19 protein-coding genes are annotated in these 20,469 nt (G+C 61.6%); 9 read left to right on the top strand and 10 right to left on the bottom strand.

The features are described from left to right. Positions 1 to 58: 58 nt before the first annotated feature. Positions 59 to 1,021: a thioredoxin-disulfide reductase gene (gene trxB / locus PSH84_RS01255; RefSeq protein WP_305482169.1), complete on the bottom strand. Its 963-nt coding sequence runs from the start codon at positions 1,019 to 1,021 to the stop codon at positions 59 to 61. Positions 1,022 to 1,331: 310 nt separating this feature from the next. Here trxB and cysZ point away from each other — a divergent pair, with 310 nt between their 5' ends. Beyond that, positions 1,332 to 2,087: a sulfate transporter CysZ gene (gene cysZ / locus PSH84_RS01250; protein WP_305482168.1), complete on the top strand. Its 756-nt coding sequence runs from the start codon at positions 1,332 to 1,334 to the stop codon at positions 2,085 to 2,087. 39 nt (positions 2,088 to 2,126) lie between these two features. Next, complete coding sequence (locus PSH84_RS01245; protein ID WP_305482166.1) at positions 2,127 to 3,326, top strand: glycosyltransferase family 4 protein; 1,200 nt, start codon at positions 2,127 to 2,129, stop codon at positions 3,324 to 3,326. A gap of 137 nt (positions 3,327 to 3,463) precedes the next feature. Here the strand turns inward: PSH84_RS01245 and PSH84_RS01240 are convergent, their stop codons facing one another. The 3 genes from PSH84_RS01240 to PSH84_RS01230 form a co-directional block, all read right to left on the bottom strand. Beyond that, positions 3,464 to 4,567, bottom strand: a complete 1,104-nt coding sequence (locus tag PSH84_RS01240; protein ID WP_305468430.1) for an NADH:flavin oxidoreductase — start codon at positions 4,565 to 4,567, stop codon at positions 3,464 to 3,466. Positions 4,568 to 4,870: 303 nt separating this feature from the next. Next, complete coding sequence (locus PSH84_RS01235) at positions 4,871 to 5,353, bottom strand: glutathione peroxidase (protein WP_305482165.1); 483 nt, start codon at positions 5,351 to 5,353, stop codon at positions 4,871 to 4,873. A 121-nt stretch (positions 5,354 to 5,474) separates the two neighbouring features. After that, positions 5,475 to 5,960, bottom strand: coding sequence for an FKBP-type peptidyl-prolyl cis-trans isomerase (locus tag PSH84_RS01230; RefSeq protein WP_018612607.1), 486 nt, complete (start codon positions 5,958 to 5,960; stop codon positions 5,475 to 5,477). Here PSH84_RS01230 and PSH84_RS01225 point away from each other — a divergent pair. From PSH84_RS01225 to yihG, 3 genes are read left to right on the top strand one after another with little or no spacing between them, the layout of a single operon-like run. Then, complete coding sequence (locus PSH84_RS01225) at positions 5,929 to 6,267, top strand: DUF3565 domain-containing protein (RefSeq protein ID WP_122567095.1); 339 nt, start codon at positions 5,929 to 5,931, stop codon at positions 6,265 to 6,267. The two genes, PSH84_RS01230 and PSH84_RS01225, sit on opposite strands and share 32 nt — an antisense overlap. A gap of 54 nt (positions 6,268 to 6,321) precedes the next feature. Beyond that, positions 6,322 to 8,421 (top strand): phosphate acetyltransferase, encoded by a 2,100-nt coding sequence (pta, locus tag PSH84_RS01220; RefSeq protein ID WP_305468435.1) that lies wholly within the window; start codon positions 6,322 to 6,324, stop codon positions 8,419 to 8,421. After that, positions 8,422 to 9,330 carry a 1-acylglycerol-3-phosphate O-acyltransferase, YihG family gene (yihG, locus tag PSH84_RS01215; RefSeq protein ID WP_305482164.1) on the top strand — a complete coding sequence of 303 codons (909 nt, stop codon included), beginning with the start codon at positions 8,422 to 8,424 and terminating at the stop codon, positions 9,328 to 9,330. It abuts the gene before it with no gap. Positions 9,331 to 9,498: 168 nt separating this feature from the next. Here yihG and cysN read toward each other — a convergent pair whose 3' ends face one another. The 3 genes from cysN to PSH84_RS01200 all read right to left on the bottom strand — a co-directional run bounded on the left by cysN (position 9,499) and on the right by PSH84_RS01200 (position 13,335). Next, positions 9,499 to 11,397 (bottom strand): sulfate adenylyltransferase subunit CysN, encoded by a 1,899-nt coding sequence (cysN, locus tag PSH84_RS01210; RefSeq protein WP_092172079.1) that lies wholly within the window; start codon positions 11,395 to 11,397, stop codon positions 9,499 to 9,501. Positions 11,398 to 11,406: 9 nt separating this feature from the next. Continuing rightward, positions 11,407 to 12,324 carry a sulfate adenylyltransferase subunit CysD gene (gene cysD, locus PSH84_RS01205; RefSeq protein WP_003178041.1) on the bottom strand — a complete coding sequence of 306 codons (918 nt, stop codon included), beginning with the start codon at positions 12,322 to 12,324 and terminating at the stop codon, positions 11,407 to 11,409. Positions 12,325 to 12,576: 252 nt separating this feature from the next. Continuing rightward, complete coding sequence (locus tag PSH84_RS01200) at positions 12,577 to 13,335, bottom strand: Nif3-like dinuclear metal center hexameric protein (protein ID WP_305482162.1); 759 nt, start codon at positions 13,333 to 13,335, stop codon at positions 12,577 to 12,579. 104 nt (positions 13,336 to 13,439) lie between these two features. On the opposite strand from PSH84_RS01200, the gene algW reads away from it, so the two are divergent. The 3 genes from algW (at position 13,440) to PSH84_RS01185 (ending at position 17,638) form a co-directional block, all read left to right on the top strand. Continuing rightward, complete coding sequence (algW, locus tag PSH84_RS01195) at positions 13,440 to 14,600, top strand: Do family serine endopeptidase AlgW (RefSeq protein ID WP_072344423.1); 1,161 nt, start codon at positions 13,440 to 13,442, stop codon at positions 14,598 to 14,600. A gap of 199 nt (positions 14,601 to 14,799) precedes the next feature. Further along, positions 14,800 to 16,905 (top strand): TonB-dependent siderophore receptor, encoded by a 2,106-nt coding sequence (locus tag PSH84_RS01190; protein ID WP_305482160.1) that lies wholly within the window; start codon positions 14,800 to 14,802, stop codon positions 16,903 to 16,905. 13 nt (positions 16,906 to 16,918) lie between these two features. After that, on the top strand, positions 16,919 to 17,638 hold the full coding sequence (locus PSH84_RS01185; RefSeq protein ID WP_305482158.1) for a DUF4198 domain-containing protein: 720 nt from the start codon (positions 16,919 to 16,921) through the stop codon (positions 17,636 to 17,638). Between the two features lie 295 nt (positions 17,639 to 17,933). Here the strand turns inward: PSH84_RS01185 and PSH84_RS01180 are convergent, their stop codons facing one another. Genes PSH84_RS01180 through PSH84_RS01170 form a run of 3 tightly spaced genes read right to left on the bottom strand, consistent with a single transcriptional unit; the run spans position 17,934 to position 19,049 of the window. Continuing rightward, positions 17,934 to 18,557, bottom strand: coding sequence for an SOS response-associated peptidase (locus tag PSH84_RS01180; RefSeq protein ID WP_122567090.1), 624 nt, complete (start codon positions 18,555 to 18,557; stop codon positions 17,934 to 17,936). A gap of 38 nt (positions 18,558 to 18,595) precedes the next feature. Continuing rightward, a complete protein-coding gene (locus tag PSH84_RS01175) occupies positions 18,596 to 18,856 on the bottom strand; it encodes a putative signal transducing protein (protein WP_092202539.1) in 261 nt (86 codons plus the stop codon). Between the two features lie 10 nt (positions 18,857 to 18,866). Then, positions 18,867 to 19,049, bottom strand: a complete 183-nt coding sequence (locus PSH84_RS01170; RefSeq protein WP_122567091.1) for a CPXCG motif-containing cysteine-rich protein — start codon at positions 19,047 to 19,049, stop codon at positions 18,867 to 18,869. A 140-nt stretch (positions 19,050 to 19,189) separates the two neighbouring features. Between PSH84_RS01170 and PSH84_RS01165 the strand changes: the two genes are divergently transcribed. Then, complete coding sequence (locus PSH84_RS01165; RefSeq protein ID WP_122567092.1) at positions 19,190 to 20,356, top strand: 1-acyl-sn-glycerol-3-phosphate acyltransferase; 1,167 nt, start codon at positions 19,190 to 19,192, stop codon at positions 20,354 to 20,356. Positions 20,357 to 20,469: the final 113 nt, after the last annotated feature.

Below are 20,469 nucleotides of genomic sequence, written 5' to 3'. Positions count from 1 at the left end.
TGGCAGATATCCAGGCATAAAAAAACCGGCCGAAGCCGGTTTTTTAATGCCCGATAAATCAGAACGAAGCGTTCTGCAGGCCATCCAGGTAACGCTCGGTGTCCAAGGCTGCCATGCAACCAGCACCGGCCGAGGTGATCGCCTGACGGTAGACGTGGTCGGCCACGTCGCCAGCCGCGAAGATACCTTCGACGCTGGTGGCAGTGGCGTTGCCGTCGCGACCGCCCTTGACCACCAGGTAGCCGTCCTTGAGTTCCAGTTGGCCTTCGAACAGCGAGGTGTTCGGCGTGTGGCCAATGGCGATGAAGACGCCGTCGACCTTGATCTCGTCAAAGCTGCCGTCGTTGTTCTTCAGGCGGGCACCGGTCACGCCCATGTTGTCGCCCAGCACTTCGTCCAGGGTCGCGTTGAGCTTGAGGATGATCTTGCCTTCAGCGACACGGGCGTTGAGCTTGTCGATCAGGATCTTCTCGGCGCGGAAGGTTTCGCGACGGTGGATCAGGGTGACCGTGCTGGCGATATTGGCCAGGTACAGCGCTTCCTCGACCGCAGTGTTGCCGCCACCGACCACAGCCACTGGCTTGTTGCGGTAGAAGAAACCGTCGCAGGTGGCGCAGGCCGAAACACCTTTGCCCATGAAGGCTTCTTCCGACGACAGACCCAGGTAACGCGCACTGGCGCCGGTGGCGATGATCAGGGCATCGCAGGTGTAGGTCGCGCTGTCGCCGGTCAGGGTGTACGGCTTGGCGGCAAAATCCACGGCATTGATGTGGTCGAAAACGATCTCGGTCTCGAAACGCTCGGCGTGTTCCCTCATGCGCTCCATCAGCGCCGGGCCGGTCAGGCCGTGGACATCGCCCGGCCAGTTGTCGACTTCGGTGGTGGTGGTCAATTGACCGCCGGCCTGCATGCCGGTGATCAGCAGCGGCTTGAGGTTGGCACGGGCCGCATAAACCGCAGCGCTGTAGCCGGCAGGGCCGGAACCGAGAATAATCACTCGCGAATGACGCACTTCAGACATGACCTGCTCCTGTTGACCGGACCTTGCGGGCCGGAACGCCGGGTGAGCGGCGCGAATAAAAAGGACCGTTGACGCACTTGGGGAAGGCTTGGGTTCGACAGTCCTGAAAAAGAATGGGTGCAGCGTATCGAGGGAGCGAAGATTAAGGAAATACGGTTTAACAATCCAGCTCATAGGTGAGCTCTATCTGCAGCAAGCCTTTCAATAGGCGCCTTCGCCTCAAGAAACGTTGTTACACGCCATGTCGCCGCTTTCCCAGGCGGGGCAAAGCCGGTAAGGTCGGCGCGTTCATCCTCGCTCGGAGCCACCTATGCCCGCCCCCGTCCTGTCCGGCCCGCAATATTTGCAAGAAGGCCTCAAGCTGGTCCTGAGCCCGGGCCTGCGCCTGTTTGTACTTTTGCCCCTGGCGATCAACCTGGTGCTGTTCTTCGGATTGATTTACCTGGCCGGCCATCAGTTCAGCCTCTGGGTCGATACGCTGATGCCGTCGCTGCCAGAGTGGCTGAGTTTCCTCAGCTATGTGCTCTGGCCGCTGTTCGTGGTGCTCGTCGTGCTGATGGTGTTTTTCACCTTCACCATGCTCGCCAACATCATCGCCGCACCGTTCAACGGTTTTCTCGCGGAAAAAGTCGAAGTGGTCATCCGTGGCACCGACGACTTCCCGGCCTTCAGTTGGACCGAGTTGATCGCCATGGTGCCGCGGACCCTCGGTCGGGAAGCGCGCAAGCTCGGCTATTTTCTGCCCCGCGCCCTGGGGCTGTTCGTGCTGTCGTTCATCCCCGTGGTCAATCTGGTGGCGGCACCGCTGTGGCTGCTATTCGGCGTGTGGATGATGGCGATCCAGTACATCGACTACCCGGCGGACAACCACAAGCTGGGCTGGAACGAAATGCTCGCCTGGCTGCGGGAAAAACGCTGGCAGAGCCTGGGTTTTGGCGGCAGCGTGTATTTGGTGCTGCTGATCCCGGTGGTGAACATCCTGATGATGCCGGCGGCGGTGGCCGGGGCGACCTTGTTCTGGGTGCGCGAGCAAGGCGCCGAGACCGCGTTGGCCCGCCAGGGCTGAGCCGTCACAAATCCATCATCCTGTCGTCACAATGACGAAATGGCCCCGGTCGACACTGGGGTCATGACCACACCCCTGCACATTACCCTGATCACCGAAACCTTCCCGCCGGAAATCAATGGCGTGGCCAATACCTTGGGCCGCCTGTACGACGGCTTGCGCGCCCGCGGGCACCAGGTCGAGCTGATACGGCCGCGCCAGGTCGACGACCCACGCCAGGCCGGTGACGAGCAGTTGCTGCTGTGCCGGGGCTGGCCGTTACCGGGTTATCCGGGGCTGCAGTGGGGCCAGGCGTCGATGCACAAGCTGCTCCGGCGCTGGAAACGTCATCGTCCGGACGTGCTCTACATCGCCACGGAAGGGCCGCTGGGCTTGTCGGCACTGCGGGCGGCACGGCGCCTGGGCATCTCGGTAGTCAGTGGCTTCCACACCAATTTCCAGCAATACACCCAGCAGTACGGCCTCGGGCTGTTGAGTCGCATGCTCACCCATTACCTGCGCTGGTTTCACAACCGCTCCAGCCTGACCCTGGTGCCCAGTCTCAGCCAGCGCCTGGAACTGGAGCGACGACACTTCGAGCGCGTGGCATTGTTGTCCCGGGGCGTGGACAGCCAACTGTTCCATCCGGTCAAGCGCTCGTCGAGCCTGCGCGAAGCGTGGGGTCTGGGCGACGACGACATCGCCGTGCTCCATGTCGGGCGCCTGGCACCGGAGAAAAACCTGGGGCTGCTCAAGCGCAGTTTCGACACGCTGTGCAGCGCTTTTCCGGGGCGACGGATAAAGCTGGTGGTGGTCGGCGACGGCCCGCAGCGGTCCGAGCTGGAGCAGGCATTGCCCGAGGCGATCTTTTGCGGCTCGCAACGGGGCGAGGCGTTGGCCAGCCACTATGCGTCCGGGGATGTGTTTGTCTTTCCGAGCCTGACCGAAACCTTCGGCAATGTGGTGTTGGAGGCGCTGGCGTCCGGGCTGGGCGTGGTGGCCTACGATCAGGCCGCGGCGGCGCAACATATTCGCCACGGCTATAACGGCGTGCTGGCGATGCCGGGAGATGAAGAGGCATTCTGCGATGCCGCCCGTTGGCTGCTGGAAGAGCGCGAGACCTTGCGTTGCGTGCGGCTCAATGCGCGCCAGCATGCCAGTCGCCAGGGTTGGACGGCGGTGATTGAGCAGTTTGAAGCGCAGTTGCGCGGAGTTTGCGTGGGTGAGCAGTTGATGCCTGTTACACCAACTGTGCGTTAATTATTCGGTGATACTGATATCGCCATCGCGAGCAAGCTCGCTCCCACATTGGATCTTCAGCGAACGCGATATCTGTGTCCGGCCGCCCGCCCCTGTGGGAGCGAGCTTGCTCGCGATGGCGTCAGTTCAGGCGATACTCAAACCAGGGTCATCAAAGCCTCGCGACTGAACGGCAAGATCTCCTGCTCGCGCCCTTCACGGACTTTTTGCGCCCAGTCCGGATCCACCAGCAGCGCACGCCCCACCGCCACCAGGTCGAACTCATCGTTGTTCAAGCGCTCCAGCAGTTTTTCCAGGCTGGCCGGCTGCGCGACTTTGTCGGTGTTGACCATGAACTGCAGGAACTCGCCATCCAGGCCAACGCTGCCGACGGTGATGGTCGGCTTGCCGGTGAGCTTGCGGGTCCAACCGGCCAGGTTCAGCTCGGAGCCTTCGAATTCCGGCTCCCAGAAACGCCGTGTCGAACAGTGGAAAATATCCACGCCCGCCTCGGACAACGGCTTGAGGAATTCGCCCAAGGCTGCGGGGGTCTGCACCAGCCGCGCGGTGTAATCCTGCTGCTTCCATTGGGAGAAACGGAAAATGATTGGGAAGCCCTCGCCTACGGCGGCACGCACGGCACGGATCAATTCGATCGCAAAGCGCGAGCGGTTGGCCAGACTGCCGCCATAACCGTCCGTGCGCTGATTGCTGCCTTCCCAGAAAAACTGGTCCACCAGGTAACCGTGGGCGCCGTGGATCTCCACCCCGTCCATGCCGATGCTCTGGGCATCTTTTGCCGCTTGGGCGAACGCGGCAATGACGTCATCAATATCCGCCTGGGTCATGCCGTGGACGACCACCTGGCCGTCCTTGAGCTTTTCGCTCGGACCATAACCCGGCACGCTGGCGTCCGGCTCGGTGCCGATGCGTCGCACACTGCCCACGTGCCACAACTGTGGAACGATCTTGCCGCCTTCGGCATGCACCGCATCGACCACCTGTTTCCAACCGGCCAGCGCGGCATCGCCATAGAAATGCGGCACGTTCGGATAACCGTTGGAGGCCTTGTGCCCGACCGTCGTGCCCTCAGTGATGATCAAGCCGACCCCGGCCGCCGCACGGCGACGGTAGTACTCGACCACCTTGGCGTTCGGCACGCCGCCCGGCGAAAAGGAACGGGTCATCGGCGCCATCACCACCCGGGTCGGCAATTCGAACGCGCCGAGGTGGAAGGGTTTGAACAGGGCTTTTGCAGGCATGGGGCACTCCACGGGACAACGTCACAGGTCGATATGACGAGGATAATATGTGCCGTGCTGGGTGCTGGGTAGCACTATTGATTTGGGTGATTAAGGATTAGAAGATCGCGACTGTCGGGATTGAGCCGAATGCCCAGCCGGGTGCAAAACCTGTGGCGAGGGGATTTATCCCCGCTGGGTTGCGAAGCAGCCCCCCAAAACCTGCTAACTCGGCGTGTCAGAAAGGCCCGGTCGCAGTTGATGGGGTTGCTGCGCAACCCAGCGGGGATAAATCCCCTCGCCACAAGGGTCCAGTGCCTGACTTCAGCTCAGCGCTTTTTCGATCGCCTGGATCACGGAAGGATCATCCGGCGCCGTGCGCGGCGAGAAACGCGCCAGCACCCGACCGTCCTTGCCGACCAGGAATTTCTCGAAGTTCCAGGTAATGTCCCCGGGAAACTCGGCCCCCTCGCCCGCTAGCAGGCGGTACAACTGATGACGATCATGACCATTCACTTCCAGCTTGCTGGACAGCGGGAACGTCACGCCATAGTTGAGGCTGCAGAACTCCTGGATTTCCTGCTCGGTCCCAGGCTCCTGCCCGGCGAACTGATTGCAGGGCAGGCCCAGCACGCTGAACCCCTTGTCCTTGTATTGCTGATAGAGACTTTCCAACGCCGCGTACTGAGGCGTCAGGCCACATTTGGAGGCGACGTTGACCACCAGCACGACTTGCCCCTTGAACGGTGCCAGATCAAGCTCCTGACCATCCAGGGCTTTCAGTTTAAGGTCGTGGAAAGCACTCATGACGAACTCCAGGGTTTGCGGATCTTTTGAAACAGACATGGGCGATGCTAACAGCAAGCGACTAAAAAGGCGCCATAGGGCGCCTTTCCAATTCACTGGTTACCTGAGCGTAGCGCAGAAATCAGTGGTGATGGCCGCCTTCGCCATGGACGTGACCATGGGCGATTTCTTCCTGGCTGGCGTCACGGATATCGACGATCTTGACTTGGAAGTTCAAGCGCTGGCCGGCCAACGGGTGGTTGCCGTCGACAGTGACGTCGTCGCCTTCCAGGTCGCGGATGGTGACGATCTGCATCTGGCCGTCGGGCGCCGAGGCGTGGAACTGCATGCCCACTTCCAGCTCATCCACACCTTCGAACATGCTGCGGCTCAAGGTGCTGACCAGTTCAGCGGAATATTCGCCATAGGCGTCTTCCGGCTCAACGGCCACTTTCAGCTCGTCACCGACGGCTTTGCCCTCCAGAGCCTTTTCCAGGCCTGGAATGATATTACCTGCGCCTTGCAGGTAGACCAGCGGAGCGCCGCCGGCAGAACTGTCGATGACCTCACCAGCGTCGTTGGTCAGGGTATAGTCAATGGAGACAGCCTTATTGGCGGCGATCAGCATGGGGCGAGACCTTTTGCATAAGAATGAAGAACGGACAAGTCTAAACAAGGATTTGCCCGAAAGCGAACGGAACCCGGACAAACGGGCCTGCTCGAACAGACCGACGGTCATCGGTTTCCATCAGGACGAGGACGGGCACTGGGTGGCCGAGCTGTCCTGTGGCCATACCCAGCACCTGCGCCACCAACCCCCGTGGCAATCCCGGGCCTGGGTACTGGACTCGGCGCAACGTATTGAAAAAATAGGCCAGCCCTTTGATTGCGGCTGGTGCGCTCAAGGCCCGGTTAGCGATAACCTTGGCGACTGAATTGTGGGTAGACGACCAGTCATAGGTCGCGCCATTCCCCCTTAGAGAATTCGCATGCAAACTTTTTTTATCGCACCCACCGATTTTGGTGTGGGTCTGACCTCCATCAGCCTCGGGCTGGTGCGTACCCTCGAACGGGCCGGGCTGAAAGTCGGCTTTTTCAAACCGATTGCCCAGCCGCATCCCGGCGACACCGGGCCGGAGCGCTCCACCGAGCTGGTGGCCCGCACCCATGGCCTCAAGCCTCCACAGCCCCTGGGTTTGGCTCATGTCGAGCGGATGCTTGGCGACGGCCAGCTCGATGAGTTGCTGGAAGAAATCATCACCCTGTACCAGCAAGCGGCCATCGGCAAGGACGTGCTGGTCGTCGAAGGCATGGTCCCGACCCGCAACGCCAGCTACGCCGCCAGGGTCAACCTGCACCTGGCCAAGAGCCTCGACGCCGAGGTCATCCTGGTGTCGGCACCGGAGAACGAAGTGCTGACCGAGCTTTCCGGGCGGGTGGAGTTGCAGGCTCAATTGTTCGGCGGGCCTAAAGATCCGAAAGTCCTCGGGGTGATCCTGAACAAGGTACGCACCGAGGAAAGCATGGAAGCGTTTTCCGCACGACTCAAGGAGCACTCGCCCCTGTTGCGCAGTGGCGATTTCCGCCTGCTGGGTTGCATCCCGTTTCGCCCCGAACTCAACGCCCCGCGCACCCGCGACGTGGCCGACCTGATGGGCGCCCAGGTGCTCAATGCCGGCGACTACGAAACCCGGCGCATGAGCAACATCATCATTTGCGCCCGCACCATGCGCAACACCGTGGAATTGCTCAAGCCTGGCGTGTTGGTGGTGACCCCCGGCGATCGTGACGACATCATCCTCGCCGTGAGCCTGGCGGCGATCAACGGCGTGCCACTGGCCGGCCTGCTGCTGACCAGTGACACCCTACCCGACCCACGCATCATGGACCTGTGCCGCGGCGCCTTGCAGGCAGGATTGCCGGTGCTGTCGGTAAGCACCGGCTCCTATGACACCGCCAACCTGCTCAACGGCCTGAACAAGGAAATTCCCATCGATGACCGCGAACGTGCGGAGATCATCACCGATTTTGTCGCCAGCCACCTGGACGCCAACTGGCTGCACCAACGCTGCGGCACACCACGGGAAATGCGCCTGTCGCCGGCGGTGTTCCGCTATCAGTTGATCCAGCGCGCCCAGGCCGCCAACAAACGCATTGTGCTGCCCGAAGGCAGCGAACCGCTGACCGTCCAGGCCGCCGCCATTTGTCAGGCCCGGGGCATCGCCCGCTGCGTGTTGTTGGCAAAACCGGCCGACGTCGAAGCGGTGGCCCGCGCCCAAGGCATCGAGTTGCCGCCGGGGCTGGAGATTCTCGACCCGGATTCGATTCGCGAGCGTTATGTCGAGCCGATGGTGAGGTTGCGCAAGAGCAAAAGCCTGAACGCGCCGATGGCCGAGCAGCAATTGGAAGACACCGTGGTCATCGGCACCATGATGCTGGCCCTGGATGAAGTCGACGGACTGGTCTCCGGGGTCATTCACTCCACCGCCAACACCATCCGTCCGGCGCTGCAACTGATCAAGACCGCGCCGGGATGCTCCCTGGTGTCCTCGGTGTTTTTCATGCTGTTTCCCGAAGAAGTGCTGGTCTACGGCGACTGCGTGATGAACCCGCACCCCAGCGCCGCGGAACTGGCGGAAATCGCCTTGCAAAGCGCCGACTCGGCCGCGGCGTTCGGCATCACGCCGCGGGTGGCGATGCTCAGCTATTCCAGTGGCGAGTCGGCCAGTGGCGAAGAGGTGGAAAAAGTCCGCGAAGCCACGCTGCTGGCCCACGAGGCCCAGCATGGCCTGCTGATCGACGGTCCGCTGCAATACGACGCCGCCGCCAACGAAACCGTGGCGCGACAATTGGCGCCCAACAGTCAGGTGGCCGGCCGGGCGACGGTGTTCATCTTCCCGGACCTCAACACCGGCAACACCACCCACAAGGCCGTGCAGCGCAGCGCCGACTGCGTCAGTCTCGGGCCGATGCTGCAAGGCTTGCGCAAGCCGGTGAATGACTTGCCCCGCGGCGCCCAGGTCGACGACATCGTGTACACCATCGCCCTGACCGCGATCCAAGCCGCCAACCGACCATTGGATATTTAAATGCTGGACTTCCTGCCTGCCCCCTTGCGCGGCGTCATTGCCTCGCTGCTGTTGGCGCTGAACACCATCGCCTGCTGCACACCGCTGTTCATCGTGGCAATTTTCAAGCTGTTGCTGCCCTTCCCCGCCGCCCAGCGCTTCACCAACTGGTTGATGAGCCACATCCATGAAGCCTGGATCAGCAACAACAAGGCCTGGATGAACCTGCTGCGTCGTACCCGCTGGCACCTCAGCGGCCTGGAGAGCCTGGACTACCAGCATTCATACCTGATCACCAGCAACCACCAGAGCTGGGTCGACATCATGGTGCTGCAGTACGTGCTGAACCGACGTATCCGGCCGTTGAAGTTCTTTCTCAAGCAGGAACTGATCTGGGTGCCGGTGATCGGCCTGGCCTGGTGGGCCCTGGGCTTCCCGTTCATGAAACGCTACTCCAAGGCTTATCTGGAAAAACACCCGGAAAAGAAAGGCAAGGACCTGGAAACCACCCGCAAGACCTGCGCGAAGTTTCGCGACAACCCCGTGGGCATTTTCAACTTCGTCGAAGGTACGCGCTTCACTGAAGGCAAGCATGCCCAGCAGCAATCACCGTTTCGCTACCTGCTCAAGCCCAAGGCCGGCGGCATCGCCTTCGTGCTCGATGCCATGGGCGAACAACTGGAATCGATCATCAACGTGACCATCCATTACCCGGGCGGCCGACCGGGGTATTGGGATTTGCTCTGCGGCAACGTTGGGGAAGTGGTGGTGCATTTCCAGGAGCTGAAGATCCCACCGCAGTTCATCGGCAAGAACTATGACCAGGACGGTGTGTATCGCCTGGAGTTCCAGGGCTGGATCAACCAGTTGTGGCAGGACAAGGATGCGTTGTTGGAACAGATGCATCGGGAGTATCCCTGCAAGTCTTGAGGCGCCTGTACTGGCCTCATCGCGAGCAAGCTCGCTCCCACAGTCGATTTGTGGTGTTCACACATACCCTGTGGGAGCGAGCTTGCTCGCGATGGCGTCCCTCCAGACAACGAAAAAGCCCGCGGATGATCACTCATCCGCGGGCTTTTTTATTTACAGCGGCGGTCCTTAGATCGCCCCACGCTTGCGCAGCAGATCCAGCACCTGCTTGACGCTCTCTTCCAGTGTCAGCGCCTGGGTGTCGATCACCAGGTCGGCATCCAGCGGCACGTCATACGGGAAGGATTCGCCCGGGATGTTGTCGCCAGCGGCGGCATATAGCCCTTGCGGGTCACGCTGGGCACACACCGTTGGCGAAGCCTGGACGTAGACCGTCAGCAGACGCTCACGTCCGATCAAGTCCTTGGCCTGCTCACGCCCTTCGGCACTCGGTGCGACGAATGCGGCGAGGGTCAGCAGGCCGGCTTCGTTGAACTGACGAGCGACATGGGCCGCACGGCGCCAGTTCTCGGTCCGCCCAGCGCGATCCTGGGGCAGGCCCTTGTTCAGGTCATGGCGCAGGTTCTGGCCATCGAGGACAAAGACCGCACGACCCGAATCGAACAACTTGCGCTCGACCGCGTAGGCCAGCGTGCTTTTGCCCGCGCCCGAAAGGCCACTGAACAAGACCGTGGCCGGTTGCTGGCCGAAGCGCTGGGCGCGTTCTTCCACCGACACATGGGCGAGTTTGCCGTGGTGCGTGCTGCTGCCGTGGGTCAGCGGCTGGGCGACGATCATGCCGGCGCCGACCGTACCGTTGGTCAGGCGATCGATGACGATGAACGCGCCGGTGGTGCGGTTGCTCTCGTAACCGTCCAGGGCGATCGGCGCATCCAGGGCGATCTTCACCTTGCCGATTTCGTTGAGCTGCAACGCGCTGGCCGGGCCTTCTTCAAGGGTGTTCACATCGACCTTGTTGACGATGCTGGCAATCGAGCCCGGCACATAGCTGGTGGCGCGCTTGATGTCGTATTTCTTGCCCGGCAGCATCGGCTCTTCGGCCATCCACACCAGCATCGCTTCGAAGCTGTCGGTGACCGGCGGGACGTTGTCGGCATGCACCAACAGGTCGCCACGGGAGATGTCGATCTCGTCTTCCATAGTCAGCGTGACCGCTTGACCAGGGCCTGCGTGTTCCAGCTCGCCTTCGAAGGTGACGATGGATTTCACGCGGCTGCTCTTGCCCGACGGCAGCACCACCACTTCGTCGCCCTTGTGCACGATGCCGCTGGCGAGGGTGCCGGCAAAACCGCGGAAGTTCAGGTTCGGACGGTTGACGTACTGCACCGGGAAACGCAGGTCGGTGAAGTTGCGGTCGCCCGCCACCTCCACGGTCTCGAGGATTTCCATCAGCGACTGGCCGGTGTACCACGGCGAACGCTCGGACTTGTTCACCACGTTGTCGCCCTTGAGGGCGGACATCGGCACGAAGTGCATGCTGGTGGGCTTCATCTTCAAGCCTTCGGCGAACTTCAGGTAGTCGGCCTTGATCGACTCGAACACGCCCTGGTCGAAGTCCTTGAGGTCCATCTTGTTGATGGCCACGACGATGTGTTTGATGCCCAGCAACGAGGCGATGAAGCTGTGGCGACGGGTCTGGGTCTGCACGCCGTAGCGGGCGTCCACCAGGATGATCGCCAGGTCACAGGTGGACGCACCGGTGGCCATGTTGCGGGTGTACTGCTCATGGCCCGGGGTATCGGCGATGATGAATTTGCGCTTGGCGGTGGAGAAATAGCGGTACGCAACATCGATGGTGATGCCTTGCTCGCGCTCGGCCTGCAGGCCGTCGACCAGCAACGCCAAGTCGATATCGTCACCGGTGGTGCCGACTTTCTTCGAATCGCGGGTGATGGCTTCCAGGTGATCTTCGTAGATCATCTTGGAGTCGTGCAGCAGGCGCCCGATCAGGGTGCTCTTGCCGTCGTCGACGTTACCGCAGGTCAAAAAGCGCAGCAGCTCTTTACGCTCGTGCTGGCCCAGGTAGGCGAGGATGTCCTCGCTGATCAAATCAGATTGATGCGACATGACAGCCCCTTAGAAATAACCTTGACGTTTTTTATCTTCCATCGAGCCTGCGCCATCGTGGTCGATGACCCGGCCCTGGCGCTCGGAAGTTCGCGTCAGGAGCATTTCCTGGATGATGTCCGTCAGGCTTTCGGCCTCGGACTCCACCGCGCCCGTCAACGGGTAGCAGCCAAGGGTACGGAAACGCACTTTCTTCTTGACGATACGGGCTTTGTCTTCGTCGGACAGGTGCTCGAGGATGCGCTCGTCGTCGATCATGATCAGCGTGCCGTTCTTCTCGATCACTTCACGCTCGGCAGCGAAGTACAGCGGCACGATCGGGATGCCTTCGAGGTAGATGTACTGCCAGATGTCCAGCTCGGTCCAGTTCGACAACGGGAATACCCGGATCGACTCGCCCTTGTTGACCTTGCCGTTGTAGACGTTCCACAACTCCGGACGCTGGTTCTTCGGGTCCCAGCGGTGCTTGCTGTCACGGAACGAGTACACACGCTCCTTGGCGCGGGATTTCTCTTCATCGCGACGGGCACCGCCGAACGCGGCATCGAAACCATACTTGTCCAAGGCCTGCTTGAGGCCTTCGGTCTTCATGATGTCGGTGTGCTTGGCACTGCCGTGGGTGAACGGGTTGATGCCCTGCGCCACGCCATCCGGGTTCACGTGAGTGATCAGGTCCAGGCCGAGTTCCTCGACCATGCGGTCGCGGAACTTGTACATTTCCTGGAATTTCCAGCGGGTGTCGACGTGCATCACCGGAAACGGCAGCTTGCCGGGGAAGAACGCCTTGCGTGCCAGGTGCAGCATCACGGCGGAGTCTTTACCGATGGAGTACAGCATCACCGGGTTATCGAACTCGGCGGCCACCTCGCGGATGATGTGGATGCTTTCCGCCTCCAGCTGTTTCAGATGCGTCAGTTTGTCGACCATGGCTACTCACGAAAACTTTCTTATGAACGGCCAGCGGGCCGTGTTCGAGCGGGGAATCCTAGCACAGCGACCTCTTCTAATCAGGGCGCCAACTAGATCGAAACAGCATATGGATATGCCTGGTGGTTCGGGCATTGCACGGGCCTTTTGTGGGAGCGAGCTTGCTCGCGATAACAGTGTATCAATCGGCATTGAAGTGGACTGACCCACCGCTATCGCGAGCAAGCTCGCTCCCACAGGGGTTACAAGCAGTCAGATGGGGTTCGGGCAATCGATGAAGATGTGCTCCAGGGCAAAGCGTCGCGCCAGGTACTCACCCAACGCCTGCACGCCGTAGCGCTCAGTCGCATGATGCCCGGCGGCGATGAAGCTGATGCCGTTTTCCCGCGCGCTGTGGAACGTCTGCTCCGAGGCTTCGCCGCTGAGGTACAGGTCGACACCGGCCAGTACCGCCTGATCGATATACCCCTGGCCGCCGCCGGTGCACCAGCCGACCCGGCGGATCATCTGCTCGCCTTCGATCAGCAAGGGCTCGCGGCCCAGGGTTTCCTGGACCTTGCGCGCGAAGTCCCGCGCCGTCATCGGTTCGGACAGGGAGCCGACCAGGCCGACAACCTTGGGGTTATCCGGGTCCAGCGGCCCCTCGACGGTGATGTCCAACTGGCGAGCCAGTTGCACGTTGTTGCCCACCTCGGGGTGCAGGTCCAAGGGCAAGTGGTAAGCCAGCAGGCTGATGTCATGCTTGAGCAATGTCTTGAGGCGACGCTGCTTCATGCCGGTGATGCAAGGGTTCTCGCCCTTCCAGAAATAACCGTGATGCACCAGCACCAGGTCGGCCTCGGCCTCGACAGCCGCATCGAGCAGTGCCTGGCTGGCGGTGACGCCGCTGACGATGCGCATCACCTGGGGCGCGCCTTCGATCTGCAGGCCGTTGGGGCAATAATCGGCAATTCGGCTGCTGGCCAGATAACGGTCCGCTTCTTCAACCAGGGTGTTCAGGGCTACGGCCATGAAAAGACTCCTAAATATCCCGTTCAGAGGCGCGCGCGGCCTCGTATAATGCGCGACATTATGGGCGGTCTCATACCGCCTGCAACCTTTGTAGGACGTGCTTAATGCTCAAGGCGCTGCGTTTTTCCGGCTGGCCGCTGTTGGCCGGCGTGCTTGTCGCTCTACTGATTATCCAGCGCTACCCGGAATGGGTCGGCCTGCCGAGCCTCGACGTCAACCTGCAGCAGGCGCCACAAACCAAGGCGGTGCAACAGGGGCCGGTGTCCTATGCCGACGCCGTGACCACCGCCGCGCCGGCGGTGGTGAACCTGTACACCACCAAGGTCATCAACAAACCCAGCCATCCGCTGTTCGAAGACCCGCAATTCCGGCGCTTCTTCGGCGACAACTCGCCCAAGCAGAAGCGCATGGAATCAAGCCTGGGATCGGGTGTGATCATGAGCCCGGAAGGCTACATCCTGACCAACAACCACGTCACCAGCGGTGCCGACCAGATCGTGGTGGCCCTCAAGGATGGCCGTGAAACCCTGGCCCGGGTGATCGGCAGCGACCCGGAAACCGACCTCGCGGTGCTGAAGATCGACCTCAAGAACCTGCCGGCCATCACCATCGGCCGCTCCGACAGCATCCGCATCGGCGACGTCGCCCTGGCCATCGGCAACCCGTTCGGCGTTGGCCAGACCGTGACCATGGGCATCATCAGCGCCACCGGGCGCAATCAATTAGGCCTGAACAACTACGAGGATTTCATCCAGACCGACGCCGCGATCAACCCCGGCAACTCCGGCGGCGCACTGGTGGATGCCAACGGCAACCTCACCGGGATCAACACGGCGATCTTCTCCAAGTCCGGCGGCAGCCAGGGCATCGGTTTCGCCATTCCGGTGAAGCTGGCGATGGAAGTGATGAAGTCGATCATCGAACACGGCCAGGTGATCCGTGGCTGGCTGGGGATTGAAGTCCAGCCGCTGACCCAGGAACTGGCGGAATCCTTCGGTTTGTCCGGGCGGCCCGGCATCGTGGTGGCGGGGATCTTCCGCGACGGTCCGGCGCAGAAGGCCGGTCTGCAACTGGGCGATGTGATCCTGAGCATCGATGGCGAACCGGCCGGCGATGGCCGCCGCTCGATGAACCAGGTGGCGCGGATCAAGCCCACCGACAAAGTGACGATCCAGGTCATGCGCAACGGCAAGGAGCTCAAGCTCACCGCTGAAATTGGCCTGCGCCCACCGCCGGCGCCGGTGGTGCTCAAAGAAGAGCAGTAAACCGCGCAACGCTCCCTGAAGTGGCCAAACAAATCCCTATGGCGAGGGGATAAATCCCCTCGCCACAAAAAAATCCTACCCGCCCCTCCAGAGTGATCCCCCTGACAATCCATCCGTATTTCCCTCGAAAATACAGATAGCATGAATTCTCATTAGTAGTGTTATATTATTTCAATACTAAAAATTGGAACAACATAACATGTCATCCCTAAAACGGATTTCCGTTGCCAGTCTCGCCCTGGGCCTGCTCGGCGATCCCGCCTACGCCGAAGAAATCCAGCCCCTGGAACTGGACGCCATCAGCGTCACATCCGAGTACGAATCGCCCACTGGCCCCGTGACGGGCTATCGTGCCACCCGCTCTGCCAGTGCAACCAAAACCGACACGGCCCTGCGCGACATCCCGCAATCGATCAGTGTAATTCCCGCCAGCGTACTCAAGGACCTGGGCAGCACCAGCGTCGAGCGGGCATTGGAATATGCCGGCGGCGTGTCGAAGCAGAACAACTTCGGTGGCCTGACGCTTTACGAGTACAGCGTGCGCGGCTTTACGACGTCGGAGTTCTACAAGGACGGCTTCAGCGCCAATCGCGGTTATCCGAGCACGCCCGACGCGGCGAACATCGAACGCATCGAGGTGCTCAAGGGCCCGGCCGCCAGCCTGTATGGCCGGGGCGATCCCGGCGGTACGGTGAACATTGTCACCAAGAAACCCCAGCCTGAAGCCTTCACCACCCTGCAGACCAGCGCCGGCAGTTGGGACCGCTACCGCACCGCATTGGACGTCAACACGCCCCTGGACGCCGAAGGCCAGTTGCTGTCGCGGGTCAACCTGGCGGTCGAGGACAACCACAGCTTTCGCGATCACGTCGACAGCAAGCGCGTCTTCGTCGCGCCTTCCATCAGCTGGCAATTGAACCCCGACACGCGGTTGCTGGTGGAAAGCGAAATCGTGCGCCACAGCTCGACGTTCGACCGTGGCATCGTCGCCCCGAACAATCGCTGGAGCGGCGTTTCCCGCTCGACCTTTTTGGGCGAACCCAACGACGGCGACATCGACAATCACAACAACATGCTCCAGGCCGCCCTCGAACATCAGCTCAACGACACTTGGCAGTTGCGCCTGGCCAGCCACTACAAGCAGGGGGAACTCTGGGGTTTCGCCTCCGAAGCGCGTCCGCTGAACCCCGACGGCCACACGGTGAACCGCCGCTATCGCGAGCGCGACAACAATTGGCATGACAGCATCACCCAACTGGAATTGCGCGGCTTGTTCGACCTCGGCCCGTGGCAGCACGAACTGCTGATCGGCAGCGAATACGAGGACTACCGCAAGAACGAGCGCGTGACCACCATCGGTGGCAGCACCTACCCCATCGACATCTATCAGCCGATCTACGGCCAGCCGAAACCCAATGGTGCTCGGACCGGCACCGACTTCTTCGAACATGTGCAAAGCCGCGCGCTGAACCTGCAGGACCAGATCGTTTTCACCGACAAGCTGCGGGGCATGCTTGGCGTGCGTTATGAGCATTTCGAGCAGAGCATCGACGATCACACCCGCAGTAAAACCAGCCGCCAGCGCCACGACACCCTGACGCAACGGGCCGGCCTGCTGTATCAACTGACCCCCGAAGTCGGCCTGTTCGCCAACGCTTCCACCTCGTTCAAGCCCAACAATGGCCTGGATGCCAGCGGCAAGACGTTCGATCCCGAGGAAGGGGTCGGCTATGAAGTGGGGATCAAGAGCGAGTGGTTCGACGACCGCCTGAGCACCACCCTGGCGGCATTCCATATAGAGAAGGAAAACGTCCTGAGCCCGGTCGCCGGGACCGACTTCAGCCGCGCCATCGGCAAGGCCCGCAGCCAGGGCATCGACCTCCAGGTGACCGGGCAGGTGACCGACGCCGTGCGGGTGATCGGCGCCTATGCCTACATCGATGCCGAAGTGACCCAGGGTGACCGGGACAATCCCACCGGCAGCCGGATCCTCGGCGTTGCCAAACACAGCGGCAGCCTGCTGGGGGTCTACGAATTCCAGGATGGGCACCTGCGCGGTTCGGATGTCGGCGCGGCGTTCACGTACGTCGGCGATCGTTCGGGCGAAGCCGGCAAGGATTTCGAATTGCCGGCCTACCACACCGTGGATCTGCTGGCCCATTACAAGGCCAGCGATGACGTCACCGTGGGCCTGAACCTGAACAACGTCTTCGACGAAAAATACTACGAGCGCGCCTACAGCAACTACTGGGTCACCCCCGGCGATCCGCGCAACTTCACCATCAGTCTTACCCTCGCTCTGTAAAAGGAAAATCGCAATGAAACACCCCAAGACCTTCGTCCTGCTCGGCCTGCTCCTGGCCACACAAGCCTCGGCCCATGGCCTGTGGACCGAGCAGCGCCGCGGCAACATCGAAGTGATCTACGGCCACGGCGCCGAAGACAATGCCTTCAAAGCGCAGAAAATCAGCGGTGCCTGGGCCTATGACTTGGGCGGCAAGATGATTCCGGTCACCGTAGAGCGCCTACCGGACCACGCCCGTCTGCAACCGCTCAAGCTCCCGGCCGTGCTGGCGGTGGCGCTGGACAATGGCATGTGGTCCCAGACGGCGGACAAGAAATGGATCAACGAAGGCCGCAGCAAAGTGCCCGGGGCGATCGAGTCGACCCAAACGTTCAAGTACAGCCTGGCGATCTATGAGCCGGGGGCGAAACTGCCGGCGCTTGCACCGATCAAGTTCGTGATCCTGCCGGAAGTCGACCCGCTGACCGTAGGTCCGGGCCAGTCATTGCCGGTGCGGGTGCTGCTGGACGGCAAACCGGCGGCCGGTGTGAAACTGGTGGGCGACTACCGCAGCGCGCCGGACACCGTCTCGGCGGAAACCGACGCAGAAGGCCGGGCCAAGGTGCTGGTGCGCAACGAGGGCTTGAATGTGATCGCGGCGCAGATGGAAATTGCCCTCAAAGACAACAAGGACGTGGCCACCCGTGGTGTATTCACCTCGCTGACCTTCCTGGGCGAACCGCACCACGAGTAACCCCAGAACCTAATGTGGGAGCGAGGTTGACTGACACGGCGCCATCGCGAGCAAGCTCGCTCCCACAGGGAATAGCGGTGAACACATTTTTTGTAGACACCGGCAGCCTATTGTGGGAGCGAGCTTGCTCGCGAAAGCGGTGGGTCAGCTTGCATGAATGTTGGATGTCACGCCCCTTTCGCGAGCAAGCCCGCTCCCACAGGGGATGGCGGGTGTACGGAAGATTTGAATACACCTGCCGCCCATTGTGGGAGCGAGCTTGCTCGCGATGAGGCCAGCACAATCGCCGCAAGACTCAAGCCGGCGTCAGGCACTCCGGCCCATTGAGCTTCGGATCATTGACCATGTTGGCCAATACCCGCTCGCGCAGCGGCGCTGGCTCGCTTGCCAGCAGCCCTTGCAAGGCATGCAACGGTGTCTCGGGGTCGAGCCAAAGGCGCTGGCCTTCTTCGTCCAGGATCAACGGCCGGCGTTGACCCGCCGCAGGCTGGGTGATGACCGCCGTGCTCAGCCACACCTGTTCCTGTACCGGGTACGCCTCCCAGATCGCGGCGAAAAACAACGACGAGCCCTCCCCCGGCGTCAGCCAGTACGGACGCTTGCGCGTGCCTCCGCGCCATTCATAAAAGCCGTTGGCCGGCAGCAGGCAGCGGCGCAGGCGCAAGGCCTCGCGGAACATCGGTTGCTCGGCCACGGTTTCGGCCCGGGCATGGGCCGGGGTGCGGGACAGGTCGGTCAGCCACGGCGGCGTCAGGCCCCAGCGCGCCCGAGCCAGTTCACGCTGGCCCTCGGCGCCAACCCGCAGCATCAGCACCGAGTCGTTGGGCGAAATATTCCACTGCGCCTTCTGATCGGCGGGAAAGCCGGGCAGGGCCGCGAAGGCGGGGTTCCAGCGAAACAGGGCATAACGTCCACACATGGGGTAACACGACTCTTGATCAACAAACGACCGCCAGCCTAACAGACCAGCGTGCCGGGGTAGCTGTCCGGTTCATCGCCGGGCAGCGGCAGTGCGGCATTGTACGCGGCGATCAACTCCCGGGCGTATTGCGCCTGCTCGTCTTCCACCGCCAGCCCCAGCAGGCCCTGCATGGGCAACTCCCCCGCGCCGCCCAGCAGATCGCGCCCCACCAGATGCGCCGTGATGCCTTCGCTGGCAAGCATGCCCTGCAATAATTCACCTTCCATCAGGTTTTCCAGCTCGTAGATTCGCTGCATGGGCGCCCCATCATTCGTTTTCGCTGAAGACTTCCAGATGCCATTCCTCGCCGTGGACCTGCAACACAAAGGTGATCGGCCGACAGCACACCTGACAGTCCTCGATGTAGGTCTGGTCGCCGCCGGACAAATCCACGGATGTCTCAACTTCCTCCCCGCAATAGGGACAATCATAACGAGCGTTTTCCAGCATCGCGGTCTCCCAGGTGACTTGTGCGTATAATCGCCGGTCTATTTGCAGGGCTATTTTCGTCTGGCTTATCTTCCAGGCCGTGCCCCGTCGTTTTTTCGATCCGAACCTTTACTTACCCTAGCCGTTTCCAACAAGAGAGCATGATGGGCGAATTCGATGCCATCCGACCTTACGACGACAGCGAAGTCCCAGCGGTGCTGGCACGGCTGCTCGGCGACAAGGCGTTTCTAGATATCCTCACCCACTTCCGCTTCCCACGCCTGGCCGGCGCCTTCGGCTGGATGCTCAAACCCCTTATAGCGCAAAGATTGCGCCGTGAGTTCGCCGGTGTGACGTCGGTCGCCACTTTGCAGGACAAGGTGGAGTTTTACGTCGACCACACCATCGAGCGCGCCACCGATGGCGTGACCTACACCGGGGTGGAGCAATTCAAGTCCGGCAGCGCGTACCTGTTCATCGCCAACCACCGCGATATCGTGATGGACCCGGCCTTCGTCAACTACGCCGTGTACCACGCCGGCCTGCCGACGCCACGCATCGCCATTGGCGACAACCTGCTGCAAAAGCCCTTTGTCAGCGACCTGATGCGCCTGAACAAGAGTTTCATCGTGCACCGCTCCATCACCGGGCGGCGGGAAAAAATGGCGGCGTACCAGTTGCTGTCGGCGTACATCAACCACTCGATCCGCAACGACTGCGCCTCGATCTGGATCGCCCAGGCCGAAGGTCGGGCCAAGGACGGTGACGACCGGACCGAATCGGCGATCCTCAAGATGTTCCACATGAGCCGCAAGGACGAGCCGTTCGGCGAGGTGATCCAGTCGCTGAACCTCACGCCGGTGTCGATCAGCTATGAATACGACCCCTGCGACCAGGCCAAGGCCCGCGAGTTGTACATCCGCGCCACCACCGGCACCTACACCAAGGCACCGGGCGAGGACGACGTGAGCATCGCCAAGGGCATCACCGGCTATAAGGGCCGGGTCCACGTGAACTTCGCCGCGCCCATCACCGAGCTGTTCGAGGATACCAAGCAATTGGCCCTGGAAATGGACCGGCAGATTCTCGGCGGCTACCGCCTGTTCCCGGTGCATTACCTGGCTTACGCCCAATGGGCCGACGCCGACCCGCAGTTGCAGGTGCCAACGGCGGCCGAGGTGTTTGAAGCCGATGAACTGGCCAAGGCCCAGGAAGAATGGCAGCGCCGGCTGGACGCTTGCCCGCCGGAACACCGGCCATTCCTGGTGCTGCAATATGCGACGCCGGTGCGTAATCAGTATCGGGTCAAGGCGGGGTTGGCGCTTTAAGCGATAGGTCTGCGGACACCGGTTCCCTGTGGCGAGGGAGCTTGCTGTGGCGAGGGGATTTATCCCCGCTGGGCTGCGCAGCAGACCCAAACCCTGACAGCTCGGTGAGTCAG

This window comes from Pseudomonas beijingensis, from assembly GCF_030687295.1.
Lineage (GTDB): Bacteria > Pseudomonadota > Gammaproteobacteria > Pseudomonadales > Pseudomonadaceae > Aquipseudomonas > Aquipseudomonas beijingensis.
Note: the sequence above shows the minus strand (reverse complement) of the source record. Positions and strands in the feature narration are given on the sequence as shown.

Bases quoted from the DNA above. Each gene is read 5' to 3' on its own strand.
- trxB (WP_305482169.1), bottom strand. From the start codon at position 1,021: ATGTCTGAAGTGCGTCATTCGCGAGTGATTATTCTCGGTTCCGGCCCT.
- cysZ (WP_305482168.1), top strand. From the start codon at position 1,332: ATGCCCGCCCCCGTCCTGTCCGGCCCGCAATATTTGCAAGAAGGCCTC.
- PSH84_RS01245 (WP_305482166.1), top strand. From the start codon at position 2,127: ATGGCCCCGGTCGACACTGGGGTCATGACCACACCCCTGCACATTACC.
- PSH84_RS01240 (WP_305468430.1), bottom strand. From the start codon at position 4,567: ATGCCTGCAAAAGCCCTGTTCAAACCCTTCCACCTCGGCGCGTTCGAA.
- PSH84_RS01235 (WP_305482165.1), bottom strand. From the start codon at position 5,353: ATGAGTGCTTTCCACGACCTTAAACTGAAAGCCCTGGATGGTCAGGAG.
- PSH84_RS01225 (WP_122567095.1), top strand. From the start codon at position 5,929: ATGGAGACAGCCTTATTGGCGGCGATCAGCATGGGGCGAGACCTTTTG.
- PSH84_RS01230 (WP_018612607.1), bottom strand. From the start codon at position 5,960: ATGCTGATCGCCGCCAATAAGGCTGTCTCCATTGACTATACCCTGACC.
- pta (WP_305468435.1), top strand. From the start codon at position 6,322: ATGCAAACTTTTTTTATCGCACCCACCGATTTTGGTGTGGGTCTGACC.
- yihG (WP_305482164.1), top strand. From the start codon at position 8,422: ATGCTGGACTTCCTGCCTGCCCCCTTGCGCGGCGTCATTGCCTCGCTG.
- cysN (WP_092172079.1), bottom strand. From the start codon at position 11,397: ATGTCGCATCAATCTGATTTGATCAGCGAGGACATCCTCGCCTACCTG.
- cysD (WP_003178041.1), bottom strand. From the start codon at position 12,324: ATGGTCGACAAACTGACGCATCTGAAACAGCTGGAGGCGGAAAGCATC.
- PSH84_RS01200 (WP_305482162.1), bottom strand. From the start codon at position 13,335: ATGGCCGTAGCCCTGAACACCCTGGTTGAAGAAGCGGACCGTTATCTG.
- algW (WP_072344423.1), top strand. From the start codon at position 13,440: ATGCTCAAGGCGCTGCGTTTTTCCGGCTGGCCGCTGTTGGCCGGCGTG.
- PSH84_RS01190 (WP_305482160.1), top strand. From the start codon at position 14,800: ATGTCATCCCTAAAACGGATTTCCGTTGCCAGTCTCGCCCTGGGCCTG.
- PSH84_RS01185 (WP_305482158.1), top strand. From the start codon at position 16,919: ATGAAACACCCCAAGACCTTCGTCCTGCTCGGCCTGCTCCTGGCCACA.
- PSH84_RS01180 (WP_122567090.1), bottom strand. From the start codon at position 18,557: ATGTGTGGACGTTATGCCCTGTTTCGCTGGAACCCCGCCTTCGCGGCC.
- PSH84_RS01175 (WP_092202539.1), bottom strand. From the start codon at position 18,856: ATGCAGCGAATCTACGAGCTGGAAAACCTGATGGAAGGTGAATTATTG.
- PSH84_RS01170 (WP_122567091.1), bottom strand. From the start codon at position 19,049: ATGCTGGAAAACGCTCGTTATGATTGTCCCTATTGCGGGGAGGAAGTT.
- PSH84_RS01165 (WP_122567092.1), top strand. From the start codon at position 19,190: ATGATGGGCGAATTCGATGCCATCCGACCTTACGACGACAGCGAAGTC.